Annotated in this window: 9 protein-coding genes; all 9 read right to left on the bottom strand. The window is 46.5% G+C overall.

Annotation, left to right across the window (positions count from 1 at the left end; genetic code table 11):
* Positions 1-8 precede the first annotated feature (8 nt).
* The 9 genes from ACGHCT_RS08505 to ACGHCT_RS08465 all read right to left on the bottom strand — a co-directional run bounded on the left by ACGHCT_RS08505 (position 9) and on the right by ACGHCT_RS08465 (position 16376).
* Positions 9-1157, bottom strand: coding sequence for a Glu/Leu/Phe/Val dehydrogenase (locus tag ACGHCT_RS08505; RefSeq protein ID WP_072854211.1), 1149 nt, complete (start codon positions 1155-1157; stop codon positions 9-11).
* A 215-nt stretch (positions 1158-1372) separates the two neighbouring features.
* Positions 1373-2131 carry an IclR family transcriptional regulator gene (locus tag ACGHCT_RS08500; protein WP_072854210.1) on the bottom strand — a complete coding sequence of 253 codons (759 nt, stop codon included), beginning with the start codon at positions 2129-2131 and terminating at the stop codon, positions 1373-1375.
* A gap of 105 nt (positions 2132-2236) precedes the next feature.
* Positions 2237-3382, bottom strand: coding sequence for a Glu/Leu/Phe/Val dehydrogenase (locus tag ACGHCT_RS08495; RefSeq protein WP_256282162.1), 1146 nt, complete (start codon positions 3380-3382; stop codon positions 2237-2239).
* Between the two features lie 22 nt (positions 3383-3404).
* A complete protein-coding gene (locus ACGHCT_RS08490) occupies positions 3405-4373 on the bottom strand; it encodes a threonine/serine dehydratase (RefSeq protein WP_226903684.1) in 969 nt (322 codons plus the stop codon).
* Entirely contained in the window at positions 4374-5378 is a 1005-nt protein-coding gene (locus ACGHCT_RS08485; protein WP_390439474.1) for a threonine/serine dehydratase, read from the bottom strand.
* Positions 5379-5608: 230 nt separating this feature from the next.
* Positions 5609-6250: a phosphoribosyltransferase gene (locus ACGHCT_RS08480; RefSeq protein ID WP_072854207.1), complete on the bottom strand. Its 642-nt coding sequence runs from the start codon at positions 6248-6250 to the stop codon at positions 5609-5611.
* Positions 6251-6416: 166 nt separating this feature from the next.
* Complete coding sequence (locus ACGHCT_RS08475; RefSeq protein WP_390439471.1) at positions 6417-8384, bottom strand: NlpC/P60 family protein; 1968 nt, start codon at positions 8382-8384, stop codon at positions 6417-6419.
* A gap of 159 nt (positions 8385-8543) precedes the next feature.
* Positions 8544-9509, bottom strand: coding sequence for a sugar phosphate isomerase/epimerase (locus ACGHCT_RS08470; RefSeq protein ID WP_139249513.1), 966 nt, complete (start codon positions 9507-9509; stop codon positions 8544-8546).
* A 129-nt stretch (positions 9510-9638) separates the two neighbouring features.
* A complete protein-coding gene (locus ACGHCT_RS08465; protein ID WP_390439466.1) occupies positions 9639-16376 on the bottom strand; it encodes an Ig-like domain-containing protein in 6738 nt (2245 codons plus the stop codon).
* Positions 16377-16433 lie beyond the last annotated feature (57 nt).

The following is a 16433-nucleotide window of genomic DNA, read 5'->3' as shown; positions in this document are numbered from 1 at the left end:
TTTAAATTTTAGTTGTCTGGAGTATCGGATTTGTCTGGTGTAAAGATTTCTTTTGCAATGTCTCTTGTAAATCTTCCGGTCTCTTTTGCCTTTTCAAATACTAATCTTGTATTCTTGCGGATCAGTCTTTCTGTATCATCAACGATTTCCTGTGGAACCTTATCACAGATGCCGAAGATAACTACTTCATAGATTCGGATTCCGCCTAAGTTGGATACGAAGTCAACCGCTACGTCAATGCCTTTCTCGCGAAGGATTTCATCTGCTTCCGGAGTTGTAGGAATGTTGGCAGCTTCTACCACCAGGGAGGCCTTTACCTTGTCTGCATTATCTTTATTGATAACATCTTCCAGAGCTGCGGGGATGATAATATCTACATCCATCTCTAACCATTGAGAATTAGGCAGTTTCTGATAATTGTCTTCAAAAGCTTCCGGATTCAGTTCGCCTTTGGGAAGTCTTGTCTCTACCAACTTAGGAATATTTAATCCGTCCGGGCAGTACAGAAGCTGATTAACATCGGCAATACCAACTACCTTATATCCCATCTTGTCCAGACAGGTAGCAAGGCTGGCTCCAACACATCCGAATCCCTGGATGATAACTGTAGCTCCCTCTCTGCCTTCCTTGATCTTCCATGCTTCATCTGTGGCAAACGCTACACCGTATCCGGTAATCATATCATACATCTTAAATCCGTCATATGTCATGTCGCATACTTCGTCGTGATTCTTAATTCCCTGCTCAATCTTGGGATCTGCTTTCATGGCTTTTGTCTGTGGTAAGCCAACTCCGATGTCATCCAGGATTCTAAGCACATCTCCGTAGTCAACACCCAGGTCACCGCCGATTGATACGCCTGCATTCAGGTAAGGTGCCATTGCAACCATGAATCTTTCTAATACATCCAGAGCATCCGGTGCTTTATAGTCATAAGCAATACCAGCTTTACATCCGCCTGTTGTCTCTGATTCACAGGCTTTATACTTATACCCCATAGCTGTTGCAAGACGGATAACCTCTTCTTTGGTTACTGTAGGATGCATACGTGTTCCACCACCACAATAATGGTTAACGAAGTTATACATACATAACCACCCTTTTGCATCACTCTCTGTGTCATTCCACTCCACTACGATATACGGTTTGTTTGCCATAAGTAAATCCTCCTTTTATTTTGTTCTTAATTACGGAACAGCGTTCTTGATTTTGGTTAGAAGGAAAACTCGGTTGGCAGTCCGAGTTAAACTGTTTTAGTGTTCCGTAATTGAGAACTTCATTCTGTATTGTGTAACTAGATACTAACACACTTGGTTAATGTTTTCAATATCGAATTGATGCTTTTTTATTTTTTATGAATATTGCACAAATTTTAAAGCCTTTTTTCTATCTCCGCGGCGTATTTCTTAACGACATCTGTAAGTCCGCTTTTTCGCTTTTCCTCAATGCGGAGGGAGGGACCGCTGACGCTGATACCGGCCTCCACTACTCCGTGGCGGTTAAATATGGGCACTCCCACACACTTTATCCCGAATTCGAATTCCATGTTGTCAAAGGCATATCCATTTCTGCGGATCTCTGCCAATTCCTCCTTTAACAGGGCTTTATCCGTAATCGTATAGTCCGTAAGTGCTATTAGCTCTTTACTCAGGTATCTCTCTACCTCGTCCTCAGGGAGATATGCCATCATAGATTTTCCCACACTGGTACAGTACATTTTAGCGCGCTCTCCCAAAAGGGAGCGCACCGGATGAATGGACTCTGACGGATAAATGGCCTCCAGATAGATCACCTCATCCTCATGGGGTATAGCCAGATATACAATCTCATCCACTTTTTTTACAATCTCCTGCATATAGGGAATGGCAATTTTCGTTATGCTGAAACTGTCTCCCAGAGCACGGCAGAGGGGAAAGATACTGCTTCCAAGATAGTATTTTCCCGTCTCCTCATCCTGCTCCAGGTATTCCATAGCCTTATAGGTTGTTAATATATTATGCACGTTGCTTTTATATAATCCCAACTTTTCACTGATTTCTGTAACACCCAGGGGCTGCTTTTCAGCAAAACAATTTAAAATTTCCAGAGCCTTCTGCAGACTTTTCACTTTAACTTCAGAAGAATCAATCATAGATTACCCATTTCTCCTTTCATCGTTCTCTATCTAAGAACGTCTTTAAGCAAATTATAGAGCATAATTACTATTTCGGCAAGTGGGTATCTTATCTTATGTCTTCTATATCTCCGGCATATCCTGGATATCCGGTTCAAAGAGCTTCATAGCAGACTCTCTGGCATAGATTCCTTCTTCTACAGCTGCTTTCATCAGTTTACCTGCATTTCTTCTGCACAGGGCCTCCCCTTCTCTCAAAACAGTATTTAATTCCGGTTCAACCACACCAAAGAATACGGCATCATAAAACCATGCCTCTGACAGGTTTGCTGTAAAATCACAAATAAGATAAATTCCCTTGTTCTTTAATATTTTATCTGCCTCCGGTGAAACAGGAATATTAGCCCCCTCCACCAGCAGTTTTGCGCGCACTCGCTCTGCGTTATCTTTATGTATCACATTGTCCAAAGCCGCGGGGATCAGGATATCACACTCCTGCTCCACCCACTGTTCTGTGGGCATAATCTGATAGGTTTCCGGTAATTTTGTCAGATCCAGTTCCCTATGACCTCTCTTAAGTTCATATAGTAGCTCTGTATCCAGACCGTCTTTGCAGTACACACATACTTTTGAGTCTGCCATTCCTACCACCTTATGGCCAAACTGCTGTATCTTTTTAGCAATGGCAGATCCTACACGGCCCATGCCCTGGATTACAACTGCTGCACTTTCTTCCGTATCCGGAAGATAGCTCCATGCCTCATCTGCGGCGCAGGCCACCCCATATCCCGCGATGACATCATTGATCGGCCTGCCGTCAACGGTAAGATCCAGCATCTTATTATACGCCTGCATGTTCTTCTCAATCCGGGGATCTGCAGCCATACTTTTAGTCAGCGGCATCTCAAATCCAAATTCCCGGAACACTTCCAGCATATCCCCGTATTTGGTACCCAGATCCCCTCCCAGAGATACTCCGGCCTTTATATATGGCATCATGGCTATCAGATACCGGCGCAGCACAGCTCTGGCATCCGGTGCCTTGCTGTCATAGGCAATCCCCCCCTTACAGCCGCCACAGTACTGGGATTCACATGCCTTGTATTTATATGCCATAGTCTTGGCCAGGCGTTCTACCTCCCGAAGTGTTACGCAAGGATGCATACGTATCCCTCCTCCGGTATAGCCTTTCACAAAATTATGAACCACCATCCATCCTTTGGCATTCGTCTCCGTATCATTCCATTCCACTGTCAAATATGGTTTCATTTCTTACTAAGCTCCTTTGCCTTTATTCGTATGTTTCTTCACAAATTTTACAAAATTTGTCCAAATCAATATTCCCGCCTGTAATCAGGCAGAGTACTTTTTTGCCCTTTAATTCCTCATGTTCCTCGAACAGGGCGCCCAGGCAGGTAGCCGATGCTCCCTCAATCATAAAATGGTGCTTAGAAGCCATCCATTGAATTCCCTCTCTGGTGGTTCTCTCATCCACCACAAAAATATCATCCACACAGGTCAGTGCAAGCTCCACATTGGGCCAAGTAATCGCTCCCTCCAGTCCGTCTGCACAGGTAGGCAGAAATGGACATGAATTGTCCAGGCGCTTTTCATGGAAGGATTTAAGCCATGGCGCAGAGGTATTGGTCTGTAAGCCATACACCTTTATCTCTGGGTTCATAGCCTTGGCTGCAATAGCCACGCCGCACAAGAGTCCGCCTCCTCCGGTAGGCACTAAAATCGCATCAAAGTCTCCCTTTTCCAGCAGACATTCTATGGCAACTGTCCCTTGCCCTGCAATTGTCTCAGGACTCTCATAGGCATGTATAAACTTCCTGCCGGTCTCCCTTGCGATTTCATAGGCCTTTTTCTCAGCCTCCTCATAATTTGGACCATATACCACCAATTCAGCTCCGTACTTTAGAGCCCCCTCACGTTTATTCATGGGCGTGGATTCCGGAACACACACAACCGCAGAGGTTCCTCTGAGCCTGGCCCCGTAAGCTACTGCCTGAGAGTGATTTCCGGCCGAAGCCGCCACTACCCCTTTCTTTACCTCCTCCCCCCTCAGAGACATCATATTGTTCATAGCCCCCCGTATCTTATAGGCTCCAATGGACTGGAGATTATCCATCTTAAACCACACTTCGCTTCCGGTTCGATCAGATGTGGGCTTTGAGTATATCAGGGGCGTTTTCATAATATAGGGTTGTATCAGCGCATATGCCTCAACAATATCTTTCATTGATACCTGTATCAATTATGCCACCTCCCCCTTTGATTTTCCTTCTTTCTGCCAGGGATAAGACTCCCTGCAAATCTCACAAAAGCGCTCCGGATCAATATTTCCCCCACTGATCAGGCAAAGCACCCTTTTTCCCTGCAGCGCCTCATGCCGCTCAAACAAGGCTCCCAGGCAAGTGGCTGCCGCCCCCTCAATCATTAGGTTATGCATGACAGACGTCCACTTAATCCCCTCCCGCAGGCTTTTCTCAGTGACTGCAAATATATCATCCACACAGGTCAGTGCAAGCTCCACATTCGGCCAGCCAATAGCTCCTTCCAGACCATCCGCACAGGTGGAAGCATATGCGCAGTCATTATGCAGCGTCTTTTCATGAAAAGACCGCAGCCAAGGTGCGGACGCTTCCGTCTGAAGTCCGTATACTTTAGTCTCGGGATGCTCGGCTTTGCAGGCAATTGCTGTTCCGCACAGCAGTCCTCCCCCTCCCGTAGGCACTAAAACCGCATCAAAATCCTTCCATTCACGGAAGCATTCCAGCATGACGGTCCCCTGTCCGGCAATAGTTTCCGGCGTCTCATAGGCATGAATAAATTTTCTGCCTGTCTCCCGCGCAACCTCAAAAGCTTTTCTCTCTGCGTCCTCAAAGTGCGGCCCGCATACCAAAAGCTGTGCTCCATATTTCTCAGCCTTTTGCCGTTTTGTCAGAGGCGCATATTCCGGAACGCATACAATAGCCGATGTCTCCATGAGCTTTGCCGCATAGGCGACTGCCAGTGAATGATTCCCCGCAGATGCCGTCACCACACCTCTCTTAAGCTCTTCCGGGCTCAGCTTCAGCATACTGTTCAGAGCACCGCGTATCTTGTGGGCTCCTCCCATCTGCAGGTTTTCCATCTTAAACCATACTTCACTTCCTACCCTCCGGGATGTAGGCTCCGAATATATCATTGGAGTTTTGAACACAAAAGGCTCAATTTGTTCATAAGCATCTTGAATATCTTTCATCCCTACCTCAATCATACTTTACCTCCTCCCCAACGCCGCCCATTCGTTCTTTATTAGTGAACGACGTTCTGCATATTTGAAATTATATCACTATGCAGCATGTTTTACAATATTTAATTAATTCTATCTCCATTTTCGTCAAATAGCCCAAAATCCCAGCTTAATTATTATTGAAATAGAAAAAGGGGACGTGTACTTTTTAAAAGGTACACGTCCCAAAATAGATCTGCCCTGTCCCCAATTGGTCACAGCTTAGAATATCCGAAGCTGTTCACCATGGCATCTAGTTTTACTCTGTTCCTGCATAAAGGGCATTCCGCGGGTTTATAGCTCTCATAATCCGGAAGATCTTTTTTGGTGAAAATAGTATTCACCTCCACTCCGGCCACCTTAGCTACCGCACTGAAGACGGCAGATACCCCCTGGATAATTCCTCCGTAATATAGAATACTCTCTATACTTTTCTGGAGTGTCTTTCCCGTGGTGATAGAGCCTATCAGAATAACTACATTTTTACCCTTTACCATCGGCTGAAGATTATCCCGAAACATCATCTGCCCATTGTAACTAAATTCCGGTGTTATCACATATATTGTCTGATGGGCATTCATAGAATGAATTCCGGCTTTTGTCAGCTCCTCTGCAAGAAAAGCGCCGATTACCTCCAGCCCGTCCAGACACACGATGGTATCTACTGGTGTGCTCAGTTCATATTTCTGGGCCAAAGCGGATGCTACATTTTCCGCCTCCGCGCAGCGGGTCTTCATTGTTGTCATATCAAAGTAATGGGTGATATGCGACTGAGATGTGGCAAAATGTCCCTGTATCACCTTTAGAGCAATTGCACTGTTGCTTCTGGCATAAATTTTTCGTAATCTTTCTTCCATAGAAACCCTCCCTTTCCAGTTGAAAATTGCACGAACTATTCAAATAATTATGCTTTTATTATACCATTGATACAACAAGAAGTCCAGCAACAGAATTATGTGCGGACAAATAAATAAAAAGGCACAGCAGCCTGCTGATTCAGGCGCTGCGCCTTTTTAAGTTCATTTATTTAGCAAGAAAAACGTTGGCGTATCCAACTCCAAATTCGTTGCACTCGTTGTGATCATTCATAAAGATATCCACATGTCCGTACGGAGTTCCTCTGTCCTCAACCGTAAAGAGCTGTCCATTAATCACCAGCTTGGTGCCGAATGGAATACCTCCCATAGCCACAGTCCGGCCCTGCACCGGCATAGTGCCGCTTGCTGTAGGTCCGCCAGCCCATTGTCCGCTGCAAAGGGAACAATTACAGTATGCGGTCAGCTTAAAGTTACCCAGCAAATCTCCTATCTGATCCGCTGTTGCTGTGGTATATTCCGATGTGGTCTGATCCGCTTTGGCATTCACGAGCTTAATATTCTCAGAATCCGCATCTGATATCACCCGTGTTGCCCACACTGCATGCTCTGTATCTACCGTAGAAATATTGATTCCAGTCTTTCTGGAACCCGCCTGTATAATCTGCCCGTCACCCATATACATTACTACATGATATACCGTTCCGTTCTTAGCATAGAAGATAAGATCTCCGGGAGCTGCATCCTCCACAGGAATCTGTGTTCCGTACAGAGCCTGTTCTCTGGAGGTTCTCGGCAGAGAGTAGCCAAACTGTGCATAGATACTCTGTACAAATCCGGAACAGTCTGCGCCGTTTGTAAGGCTGGTTCCCCCCCATACATAGGGGTTCCCTAAAAACTGCTGGGCAAACTCTAACATGGACGTACGGATTGCACTTGCAATCATGCCTTCCTTTACAGAGGTTATTGTATAATAGCAGGCTGCATTCTCCTCCGGTTCAATGAGCTGAGTCGCCAGTGCAAACTGTTCTTCCCCAGTCTCCTCTACCTTCTTGGAGGCTTCTTCTCCCTGAAGGAGATATTCTTTCTTGACAAATCCCCTGACATCTTCGGATTCCACATAGACCCAATCCTGATCACTGTCCGCAAGGATATAGCAGAGTCCATCCTTTGCCAACGTTCCCACGATGCGGGAGTCTGTGTTCTTGCCTTCCCTTATATTCAGCTCACTGGCTGTAGAGATAGCGTATACTTTATCTATTACAGTCTGGCGAATGGTAGTTCTTGTATAGGTTAATGCCGGATTGTCGATAGGATCCACAAGTGCCTGTGCCACATGCAGATTTGTTTCCCCTTTTTCTGTCACAAAATTATCTGCCTCTTCATCCATAAGCAGATCTTCCGCTTTTACAAACCCTCTGACAACTCCTGACTCTATGTAAACCCATTCGCTGCCCTCTTCCTGTTTCAGCACATAGCAAAGGCCGTCTTTTTCAATCTCGCCCACCACAATGGGATCTTCCTGGGGCTCTTCTTCTGCGTTTTCCCCGTCCTCAGTCTCCATCTCTTCTCCGATTTTGGCAGAATAGATGTCAAGAGCTTCCCTTGCAACTGCGTAATCCTTTTCCACCGTAACAAAGCGGAAAGTATCCTCAATCATAGGAGGAATAATGATCTGCTGCTGGGAAATCAAACCCTGATTAGTGCCGGCCTGAGGATTGGTAATGGTCTCAGAATCCGTCTCAGGAGTCTCCTCCTCTTCCGGTGTCTCGTCTTCCCCGGGAGTTTCCTCCGGTTCTTCCTCTTCCGGTGTCTCAGGAGTCTCCTCCGGCTGTTCCGGAAGGGGCTCATCCGGCTCCGGTTCCTCCGGCGTAGGTACATCAGGTTCTTCCGGCACGGGCGGGTCCGGTGTCTCAGGATCCTCAGCAGGCGGTGTTGTTGTCTCCCCTGAACCGGGATTCTGTGTCTGGTCGTCATCTCCGGCCGGAGGTGTAATAGTTGATCCTCCTGTATCGGAACCTGGCGTTGATTGTCCACTCTCACCCTCAGGGTCTATATTAGATTCGTTATTTACATTATTGTCTGGCGCTGCATATACGGCCGTCGCCGGTGTCATCAAAACGCCAGCCAGGCTGGCAGCAAAGATTCTGTTAAGCCATACTTTCCTTTTAAACATCCTTAAGTCCTTTCCTTTGGTTTTTTACTGCTCCCCCTGTTCGTACATTAAAAGGGGGTAGTCCCGGCTTTTAATTATACTTAATACGTATAATATACCATTTTGTGGATTGGAAATCCAGAGAGTTAACAGATTTTTCACATTTCTTCACAATTTATTTTAATGCGAATCCCTTAAAGCATCTGTCTGCAGTCTCAGAAACGCTTCCTGTTCCTGACGGTTTCTTGTTATCAGTTCATGGGTTAGGTACTGAGGTGAAATTCTTTCGATAAGCCTGGACAGTCCCTTTCCTGTAAACGGCTGGTGTCTGTCCACCTGAAAAATATACTCAAATATCTGGCACCAGCGCTCCCAGTAATCCTCCTTTAACTTCGGTATATGGTTCCTGGAAGACTTTACAAATTCTCCTGTAATGGACTGATGAAGGTGGATTCCTTTTATATAGGTAGAAATTCCTTCATTCCTGTCGAGAATTTCGTTTATATAAGCAACCGCCTCATCCTGATTTTTCAGATTAAGATTTGTATTCAGCAGGTGCCCTGTATCTAACATAAAGCCTTTGTTCTTATAGTTGACGCTGTCCAGCAAAAGCCTCGGCATAGCCGGATCCAGGAAATTAAGTCCGGGCCACCACAGGTTTTCCATAAGAAAATCAAAGGTGTATTTTTTTCCATCTAATAAATGATTTATAATTCTTGCTGCTTCTATTATAACTTGTTGATCCGAATAGTCAAACTTGTATGTAAATGCTTCCTTTATTTTCACCTCGCATACATGAAATACCACATATTTCGCCCCAATCTCCTGGGCGTAATCCAATTCCTTCGTAAACTTTTCAATCAGACTTCCCGGACTTGTCCCTCCGTAGAACTGCTCTACAATCTCCATGCTGCCGAACTCTTCCAGCAGGCGCTTTTTATTCCCCAGCCAAAGGTCCATCCAGTTCTGGAAGGATGACAGATGCACCCCCTGGATCATATCCTTTGGAATGTCTGCTTCTCCCGGGATTCTCATATATTCAATGCCGTCGCAGCCGTACTGCGTACAGAACTGTCTGAGGTCCTCCATATCCCGGAACCTTTCAAGCTCATCCTGATTATTTGTCATATTTATCGTCGTAATCAAGCTGTCTTTATCTCCTTTATGAATGGAGCGTTATCTCTAACGCTCCATTATTTTGATTATTATATCACTGCACCATTGAAAATACCAGTGTGTGCGCACGAAAGGTTAAAAAATGTACCCCAAAGGCAGCTATTTTACCCATACTCCTGAGCTGTTTACGTAGTAATTCCCAACCCAGGTGTCAGCTGCCATAGCTCCGCTGCTGTACAGATAGTACCACTTACTTCCGATCTTCTGCCACCCAGTCTGCATCGCACCACTGCTACTGCTGTAATACCAAATATTTCCTACCTTGTACCAGCCGGTCTGCATCGCTCCGCTTCTGTTCAGATAATACCAGGTTTTTCCGTCTAACAGCCAGCCGGTTGCCATGGCACCGCTTTCTCTCAGGTAATACCATATGCCTCCGATCTTCTGCCACCCGGTCTGCATCGCTCCGCTGCTGCTGCTGTAATACCAGGTATTTCCTACCTTGTACCAGCCGGTCTGCATCGCTCCGCTTCTGTTCAGATAATACCAGGTTTTTCCCTCTAACAGCCAGCCGGTTTCCATGGCACCGCTTTCTCTCAGGTAATACCATATGCCTCCGATCTTCTGCCACCCAGTCTGCATCGCTCCGCTGCTGCTGCTGTAATACCAGGTATTTCCTACCTTGTACCAGCCGGTCTGCATGGCTCCGCTTCCGTTCAGATAATACCACTTACTGCCAAGGAATATCCAGCCGGTCTGCATTTTTCCCTGAGTGCTCATATAGTACCAGGTAGATCCAACTCTTACCCAGCCAGTACACATCGCCCCGCTGTTGTCACAATAATACCAGCCGCCTGTAGTCTGTATCCAACCGGTGCGCATATAGCCGTCTTTGTCAAAGACATACCATTTTCCATGGATCTGTGCCCACTTTCCGGCCGGCCATGTACCGTCGATGTATCGGTACCACCAGCCATGATTATTTTTGATCCAGGCTCCGCTGTATACCACATTCACTCTGCAGACCGCGGTTTTCCCGCCGTCTTCTGTGGTAACTGTGATGTCTGCTTTTCCCTCCCCTTTTGCCGTAATTTTTCCATTTGCATCCACAGCTGCTACGGAAGAATTGGAAGATTTCCAGGATACCTTCTTATTTAATGCGGTAGCCGGGGAAACAACTGCCTGCAAAACTGTCGTTCCATTTTTGTCCAGAGTGATCTGCGTCTTGTCCAGGGTTACATCTGCTACTAAGAGTTCTGCCTTGGTCATAATTGCATCCATCAGAGATTTCCCATCATTCAGTGCTGATTCGATCTCTTCCGGTGTCTGGGCGGCATCAATGGCTTCTAACCCTTTTGCCAGAATCTCTGATAATTCGGTTTTTTGCCCTTCTAAATATTCATCAGGATTTTTATAACTGCTCAGCTCTTTTTTGGCTGCATTTCTGGAAGCTCCTATTTCTGTCATTCCCACCGCCAGAACATTGCCGGAATCCGTTTTATAGTACAGGGTCCCGTCTGCACCTGAAATGATACTGGTAATACAATATTGCTGATACTGGGATGCCGGGATAAACAGTTCCTCTTTGATAGGTTCTGTCTGGCCTGGTTTATCTTTAATCAGTGTGATTCCGCCGCTCATTTCATTGTATGTCATATAGAGATAGGAATATCCGTCAATGCCTTCGTATGCGGTGGATAGTAATACGGAGCCCTGTGGATACCCTTTCATGGGAACTGTATATACGGTTTCCATAGTCGCTGCATCTACTACCGCCACACCGAATTCCCCGCTAAAATTTCCGCCCGTACTAAATCCGGCATAGATTCTTCCTTTATATACCACCGGGGTACTGGTGCTCATACTGCCTATTTTGCAGGAAACCAGCGATTCAGGATCAAAGACGCCGTCTGCTGCTACATCCATCCCATAGAGATAACCTGCCTTGGTCGTAAAGTATATTTTTCCGTTTGCACTGTCATAGGAAACCGTTGAGCGCTGATCGCCCTCTAACTCCGCCGTTTCTTTCACAGCTCCTGTATATTTGTCCACGGCATAGAGTTTCGATTTACCGTCTGCGAGAATATCACTTCCGAAGATAAGAGTATCCTCAACGGCAACTGCCCCTGCCCAATAGAATCCCTTATCGCAAGTATACGTCCATGCCGGGACTTTTGCTTCATCAGAAGCTTCCGGATCCTCATCGGTGATGGGCAGGCATACATAATTGGAGGCTTTATTAGGATTCCAGAATCCCGTATATACATAGCCGTCAGAGTATGTAATAGGGCTGAGTGCCTGTCCGCCATAAGGATCCCGGTAGATCCAAAGTGACTCCAGTGTCTCGGCGTTAAACGCCTGAACGGTTCCGTTTGCCAAAGGAGCAAAGAGCATTCCATCTGCATATGTAGGCGGTGTATAGCCCCAGTTTATCGCTGCCGCCATGGAAGCGGAAGCCTGCTCCTCACCTGTTTTTAAGTCCAGTTTATAAATCTTAGAATTGGACATTACAATCAGCGAATCGTCTACAATGATTTGTACACTGGGCGCTGCCGACCATCCGCTTCCCAGGGCCTTCGCCCATTTCATTTCTGTCTCCTGGCTGTCATGAGGAGTAAGGGCCGGGGTAATTCCCATATTGTCTTGCCCTCTGCGGAAATTTGCCCATTCAGAGGGCAGGATGGTAAGTGTGCTCTCCGGTGCTTTTTCCAGAACAATATCTCTGGTCTCATCCTGATCTGCTGTAATCGTTCCCGTCTGTGAGATATATCCCGTCTTTACAGCCGTATAGGTATATTCTGCCCCCTGCATCAGTGTATAAAGATTATCTTCACCAGCCACTCTGCTGCCTGCGCTGTCCTTCAGTGTAAAGACAGCATCCTCCGGCGACAGATTTAATGTCATCCTGACAGAATTCTTTTTATTGAGATTCAGTTTATAAGTGCTGTTTACAGCACCCTCTGCGCTTACTTTAATCAGGGCCGTTGTCGTGTCTCCTGACAGAGCCACCGCAGCATTCCCCTGCTCATCCACAGGGAATTCGTTGACCGTAATCTGATAATCGCTTCCATATCCCTTCAAGTGGAGGGTTGCTTTCTCGTCAGAGTCGAGGACGTCCGCGTCATATGCTTTGGTTAATGCCTCAAATTCCGGACTCAGAATCAGAGAATTATGATCTGTTTCCCCTGTCAGGGAGGATAAGGTAGCAACTCGGTCTATGATAAAGGTATATGTTATCGTCTCCTCCTGAGTGGCAACTTCTAACGTCAGCGTAGGAGAAACAAGGCCGGATTTTATAAAATTAGTCAGTGCTTTATTTTCTCCTGACTTCAGGACCTGGGTTTTATCCGCCTGGTTCGAGGCTGCTTTCCATTTCGCTGTCATTGTGGCATCCACACCTTCCGGAAGTTCTGCATTGATGACAAATGTACTTGTAATATCCCCAGCCAGTACATGGTAGGTGGTAATCTGCGGATCAAATGCCGTATCGGGGATGAGTTCATTGGTGTTCCTGGAATCGCTCCAGAACTGCACCTTCTCCAGCAATGGCTGTTCCTGAGTTACTTTCACCTGGCAGACTGCCTGTTGGGTTCCGGATATAGCAGTTATCTCTGCGGTTCCCTCCGCCACGGCAGTGACCTTTCCATCCGTTACCGCGGCAACCGAATCGTCGCTGCTGGTCCAGACTATAGGGTCTGTAGCATCGGTGGGTGAAAGTTCGGCAGTTAAGCTGCCCTCTTTTCCTACGCCGAGGGTTAATTTTGATTTGTTTAAGGTGATTTCTGTTGTCTTATTTACTTTCTCCACAATATTCATTACAGACTGCGCCGTATAGCCGGAATTTGTCTCTGTCGCTGTAATGGTTACCTGTCCATAAGTCTTGCAGTATACCCTTCCTCTTGAATCTACGGTTGCGATATTCTCATCACTGGACGAATAGGTATATATTACAGAATCTGTGGAGTTTGCCGGTATTTTTGCTACTTTTGGAAATTGATAATCCTTTACACAAGAATAACTGGTGTAAGACCCAAACGTAATCCCCGTCAGCGGTATTTCCTTCACCGTCACTTTACAGGTTTCAGTAAAGTCTCCTACTTTCGCCGTAATGGTCGTACTTCCCTGTGCGATTCCTGTTACCCTGCCATATCTGTTGACCGTAGCCACCTTTGCATCATCCGTGCTCCAGGTTACTGTGGCATCGTCTGTAGTATTTTCGGGCTCTGCTTTCACGGTAAGTGTCTCACCGCTCCCTTTCAGGACCTCCAGTTCTCTCTTATTCAGTGAAATCCCGGTAAGAGGAATCTCTGAAACTGTCACCTGGCATTCGGCAGTAAACGCTCCTACCTTTGCAGTGATTGTTGTGGTTCCCTTTCCTGTGGCTGTGACTTCCCCGCTTTCGTCCACGGCAGCAATCTTTTCATCCTTACTGCTCCACAGCACGTCTCTGGGTTCTGTGGTTCCTGCCGGTTCGTAGCTGACTTTCAGTTCCTGTTTTTCATGTTTAATCATGGTGAGCTCAGCCTTATCCAGGCTGATGCCCGTCATGGCCTCTGCCGGAACAGTAACCTTACAGGAAGCTGTAAGTTCTCCCAGAACAGCTGTGATAGTGGCCGTCCCTGCTCCTTTTGCCGTTACCTTTCCCCCTTCTACTGTAGCTACTGATTCATCACTGCTGCTCCATTGAATAATTCCAGGAGTCGTGGTTCCCTCCGGTCCCACAGTTACTTTCAGCTGTTTTGACTGCGGATAAGGCACTGTCATAGAGGTCTGATCTAATGTAAGTGTTGTGGCTGGGCTTGTCTCCATCACTTTTTTAAGTGTGTCATTTGCCTGGCTGACCTCTTCTTTTGATGCATTCAGCGTCATTGCAGTTTCTACTGCTTTGTCATAGGCAGCACTGATTGCTGGGTTGGCCAGCAGCTGCTCTTTATTTACAGAACTATTCAAAGCCGCCATGGTGCCTGTGAGCTCGTCTTTGTCTGCTGTTGGATAGAAATCGCCGTTACCAAAGCCGCCGCCGCCCATACTTCCGTTTCCGCCTACATCCGCCCCGTACCAGAGCTGGAAGTATACCCGGATGGTATCTCCATCCTGAGGATAAGCATCAGAGAATCCTACATTGGGAAAGATATTGTTCAGCTGATACATATAACCGGATCCCTGAGCGAAATCAAATTCTGAAAGTTTACCGGGATCATCGTGATCGTCAAACCAGGTAGAGCATCCTTCCGCTTCCATAGCTGACTTCAAATACTCAGGTACCAGATCTGTCACATCCCCCGGGATATTCAGGGTTTTCGCTTTATCCGGGTCCTGGCAGCCCAAATGAGGCGTTCCGTTTGCCTTTTGTGAGCACCCGTCCCTCAAGTCAGAGAGATAAAATCCGCTTTCTAATTTTCCTGTATGCTCAAAACAATAGCCTTCCTCTTCCAGTACTCTGGCGAGAAGCTGTGCTCCGTTTTCCCCTTCATAGACAGGAACCTTTCTGGGCTCTACAAGGTAACCCATACCTATGGAACCTGCCTCAAAGCTAAAGTTAATATAACCGATCAGGCCGCCTTCCTCTACCTTTTTATAGGTGACGTGATACGTTTTCTGTTCTAAAAGCTGCCAGGTCAGTTCGTCACGTACAGATACAACAATTACATTTTCACCCTCCTTGGTAAAGCGAAGCGTAAAACTTGTTTTTTCTGTATCTGACCATGTTTTGTTTACTGTGGCACCGTTAAGGGTTACTTGAGGCTCTACTTTATTTCCGTCCTCATCATAAGCCCATACATCAAATGTTGTCCGGCTGCCCCTGTATACTGTGCCGTCCGTCAGGTTGGTTCTGAGGATTTCCCGGGCACTGCTGCTCTGGGCATCCAGGCCGTAGGCGGCTGCCCGATTCTGCGGCTGTACCTGTGTGCTTTCTTCTTCCTCCGGTACAGACTCTTCCTCTGCCTCCGTGACAGTCAGGGTACACCATGGAGAAAATACCGGATAAGTCATTTCATCCGTAGTCCTTGCAGATACTGTGTATTTACCTGCCTCAGGCGCTGTAAAGGTAACCTGACCATTCTCGTCTGTAACGGCATTCTCTATATCTGTGCTCACACCGTTCTCATCTATCAGCTGAATCTGTGCCCCTTGAATCGGCAGAATCTGCTGCTGTTCACTTCCCGCTTCGTACAATCCTGTATACGCCAGCATATATCCCTCTAATGTCAGGGACACCGGCCCGGCTGCTTCTGCGGTTATCTCTTCCGTTTTTTCACCGTCAGCAGCAAACCAGCCATAATAATCGCCGGAAGTCACTTCATCCTGGAAAATCACAAATTCTACCACATCATTTTCTGACAGCACGGCTTCATTGATTACAAGCCCTGCATACGAACCGTCCTCTCCCAGTTCCCCATTGTGGGCCGGATAACCGTTTACGAGAAATCCTGCATATTTTGTATCTTTTGCATAAATCCTGGTAATCCATCCTTCTGCATTGATCTGAAGATAGTTCTCTGCAGTCTCTTTGGTAAATTCGTCTCCGTACAGCTGGGTATGAAGATAAACCAATGCATCCAGTGCAGTAATCTGTCCCTTTTCCACCGTATCGGCATTGGCATAGCCATACTCTTTTGCAATACCCTCTGGGATAGTAACACTGTTTCTCAAAAATTTGTACTGATTTCCCTCCTGTGCCGAAAGGATGATGGTGCTTTGAGTCATATCATCTTCTCCACTCTCATTTTCTGCATCAGGATCCGTTCCGGGTTCTGTTTGGGATCCCCCGCCGTAAACTGTACTGTCTGCCTCTGCAGCCATTACTGCAGACTCAGGTACAAGGCTCAGTACCATAAGAACCGTCAACATCCAGGCAAATATTCTTGTCTTTATTGTTCTTTTCGCCTTTTTCATTGTATCCTCCTTTTCTGTTGGGTAGTATATTGTATTTCCATCTATATAAAACGCATC

Source organism: Lactonifactor longoviformis (genome assembly GCF_042848515.1).
GTDB lineage: Bacteria > Bacillota > Clostridia > Lachnospirales > Lachnospiraceae > Lactonifactor > Lactonifactor longoviformis.
Note: the sequence above shows the minus strand (reverse complement) of the source record. Positions and strands in the feature narration are given on the sequence as shown.

Coding starts and splice junctions, on each gene's coding strand:
- ACGHCT_RS08465 (WP_390439466.1), bottom strand. CDS start 16,376: ATGAAAAAGGCGAAAAGAACAATAAAGACAAGAATATTTGCCTGGATG.
- ACGHCT_RS08475 (WP_390439471.1), bottom strand. CDS start 8,384: ATGTTTAAAAGGAAAGTATGGCTTAACAGAATCTTTGCTGCCAGCCTG.
- ACGHCT_RS08500 (WP_072854210.1), bottom strand. CDS start 2,131: ATGATTGATTCTTCTGAAGTTAAAGTGAAAAGTCTGCAGAAGGCTCTG.
- ACGHCT_RS08480 (WP_072854207.1), bottom strand. CDS start 6,250: ATGGAAGAAAGATTACGAAAAATTTATGCCAGAAGCAACAGTGCAATT.
- ACGHCT_RS08495 (WP_256282162.1), bottom strand. CDS start 3,382: ATGAAACCATATTTGACAGTGGAATGGAATGATACGGAGACGAATGCC.
- ACGHCT_RS08485 (WP_390439474.1), bottom strand. CDS start 5,378: ATGATTGAGGTAGGGATGAAAGATATTCAAGATGCTTATGAACAAATT.
- ACGHCT_RS08505 (WP_072854211.1), bottom strand. CDS start 1,157: ATGGCAAACAAACCGTATATCGTAGTGGAGTGGAATGACACAGAGAGT.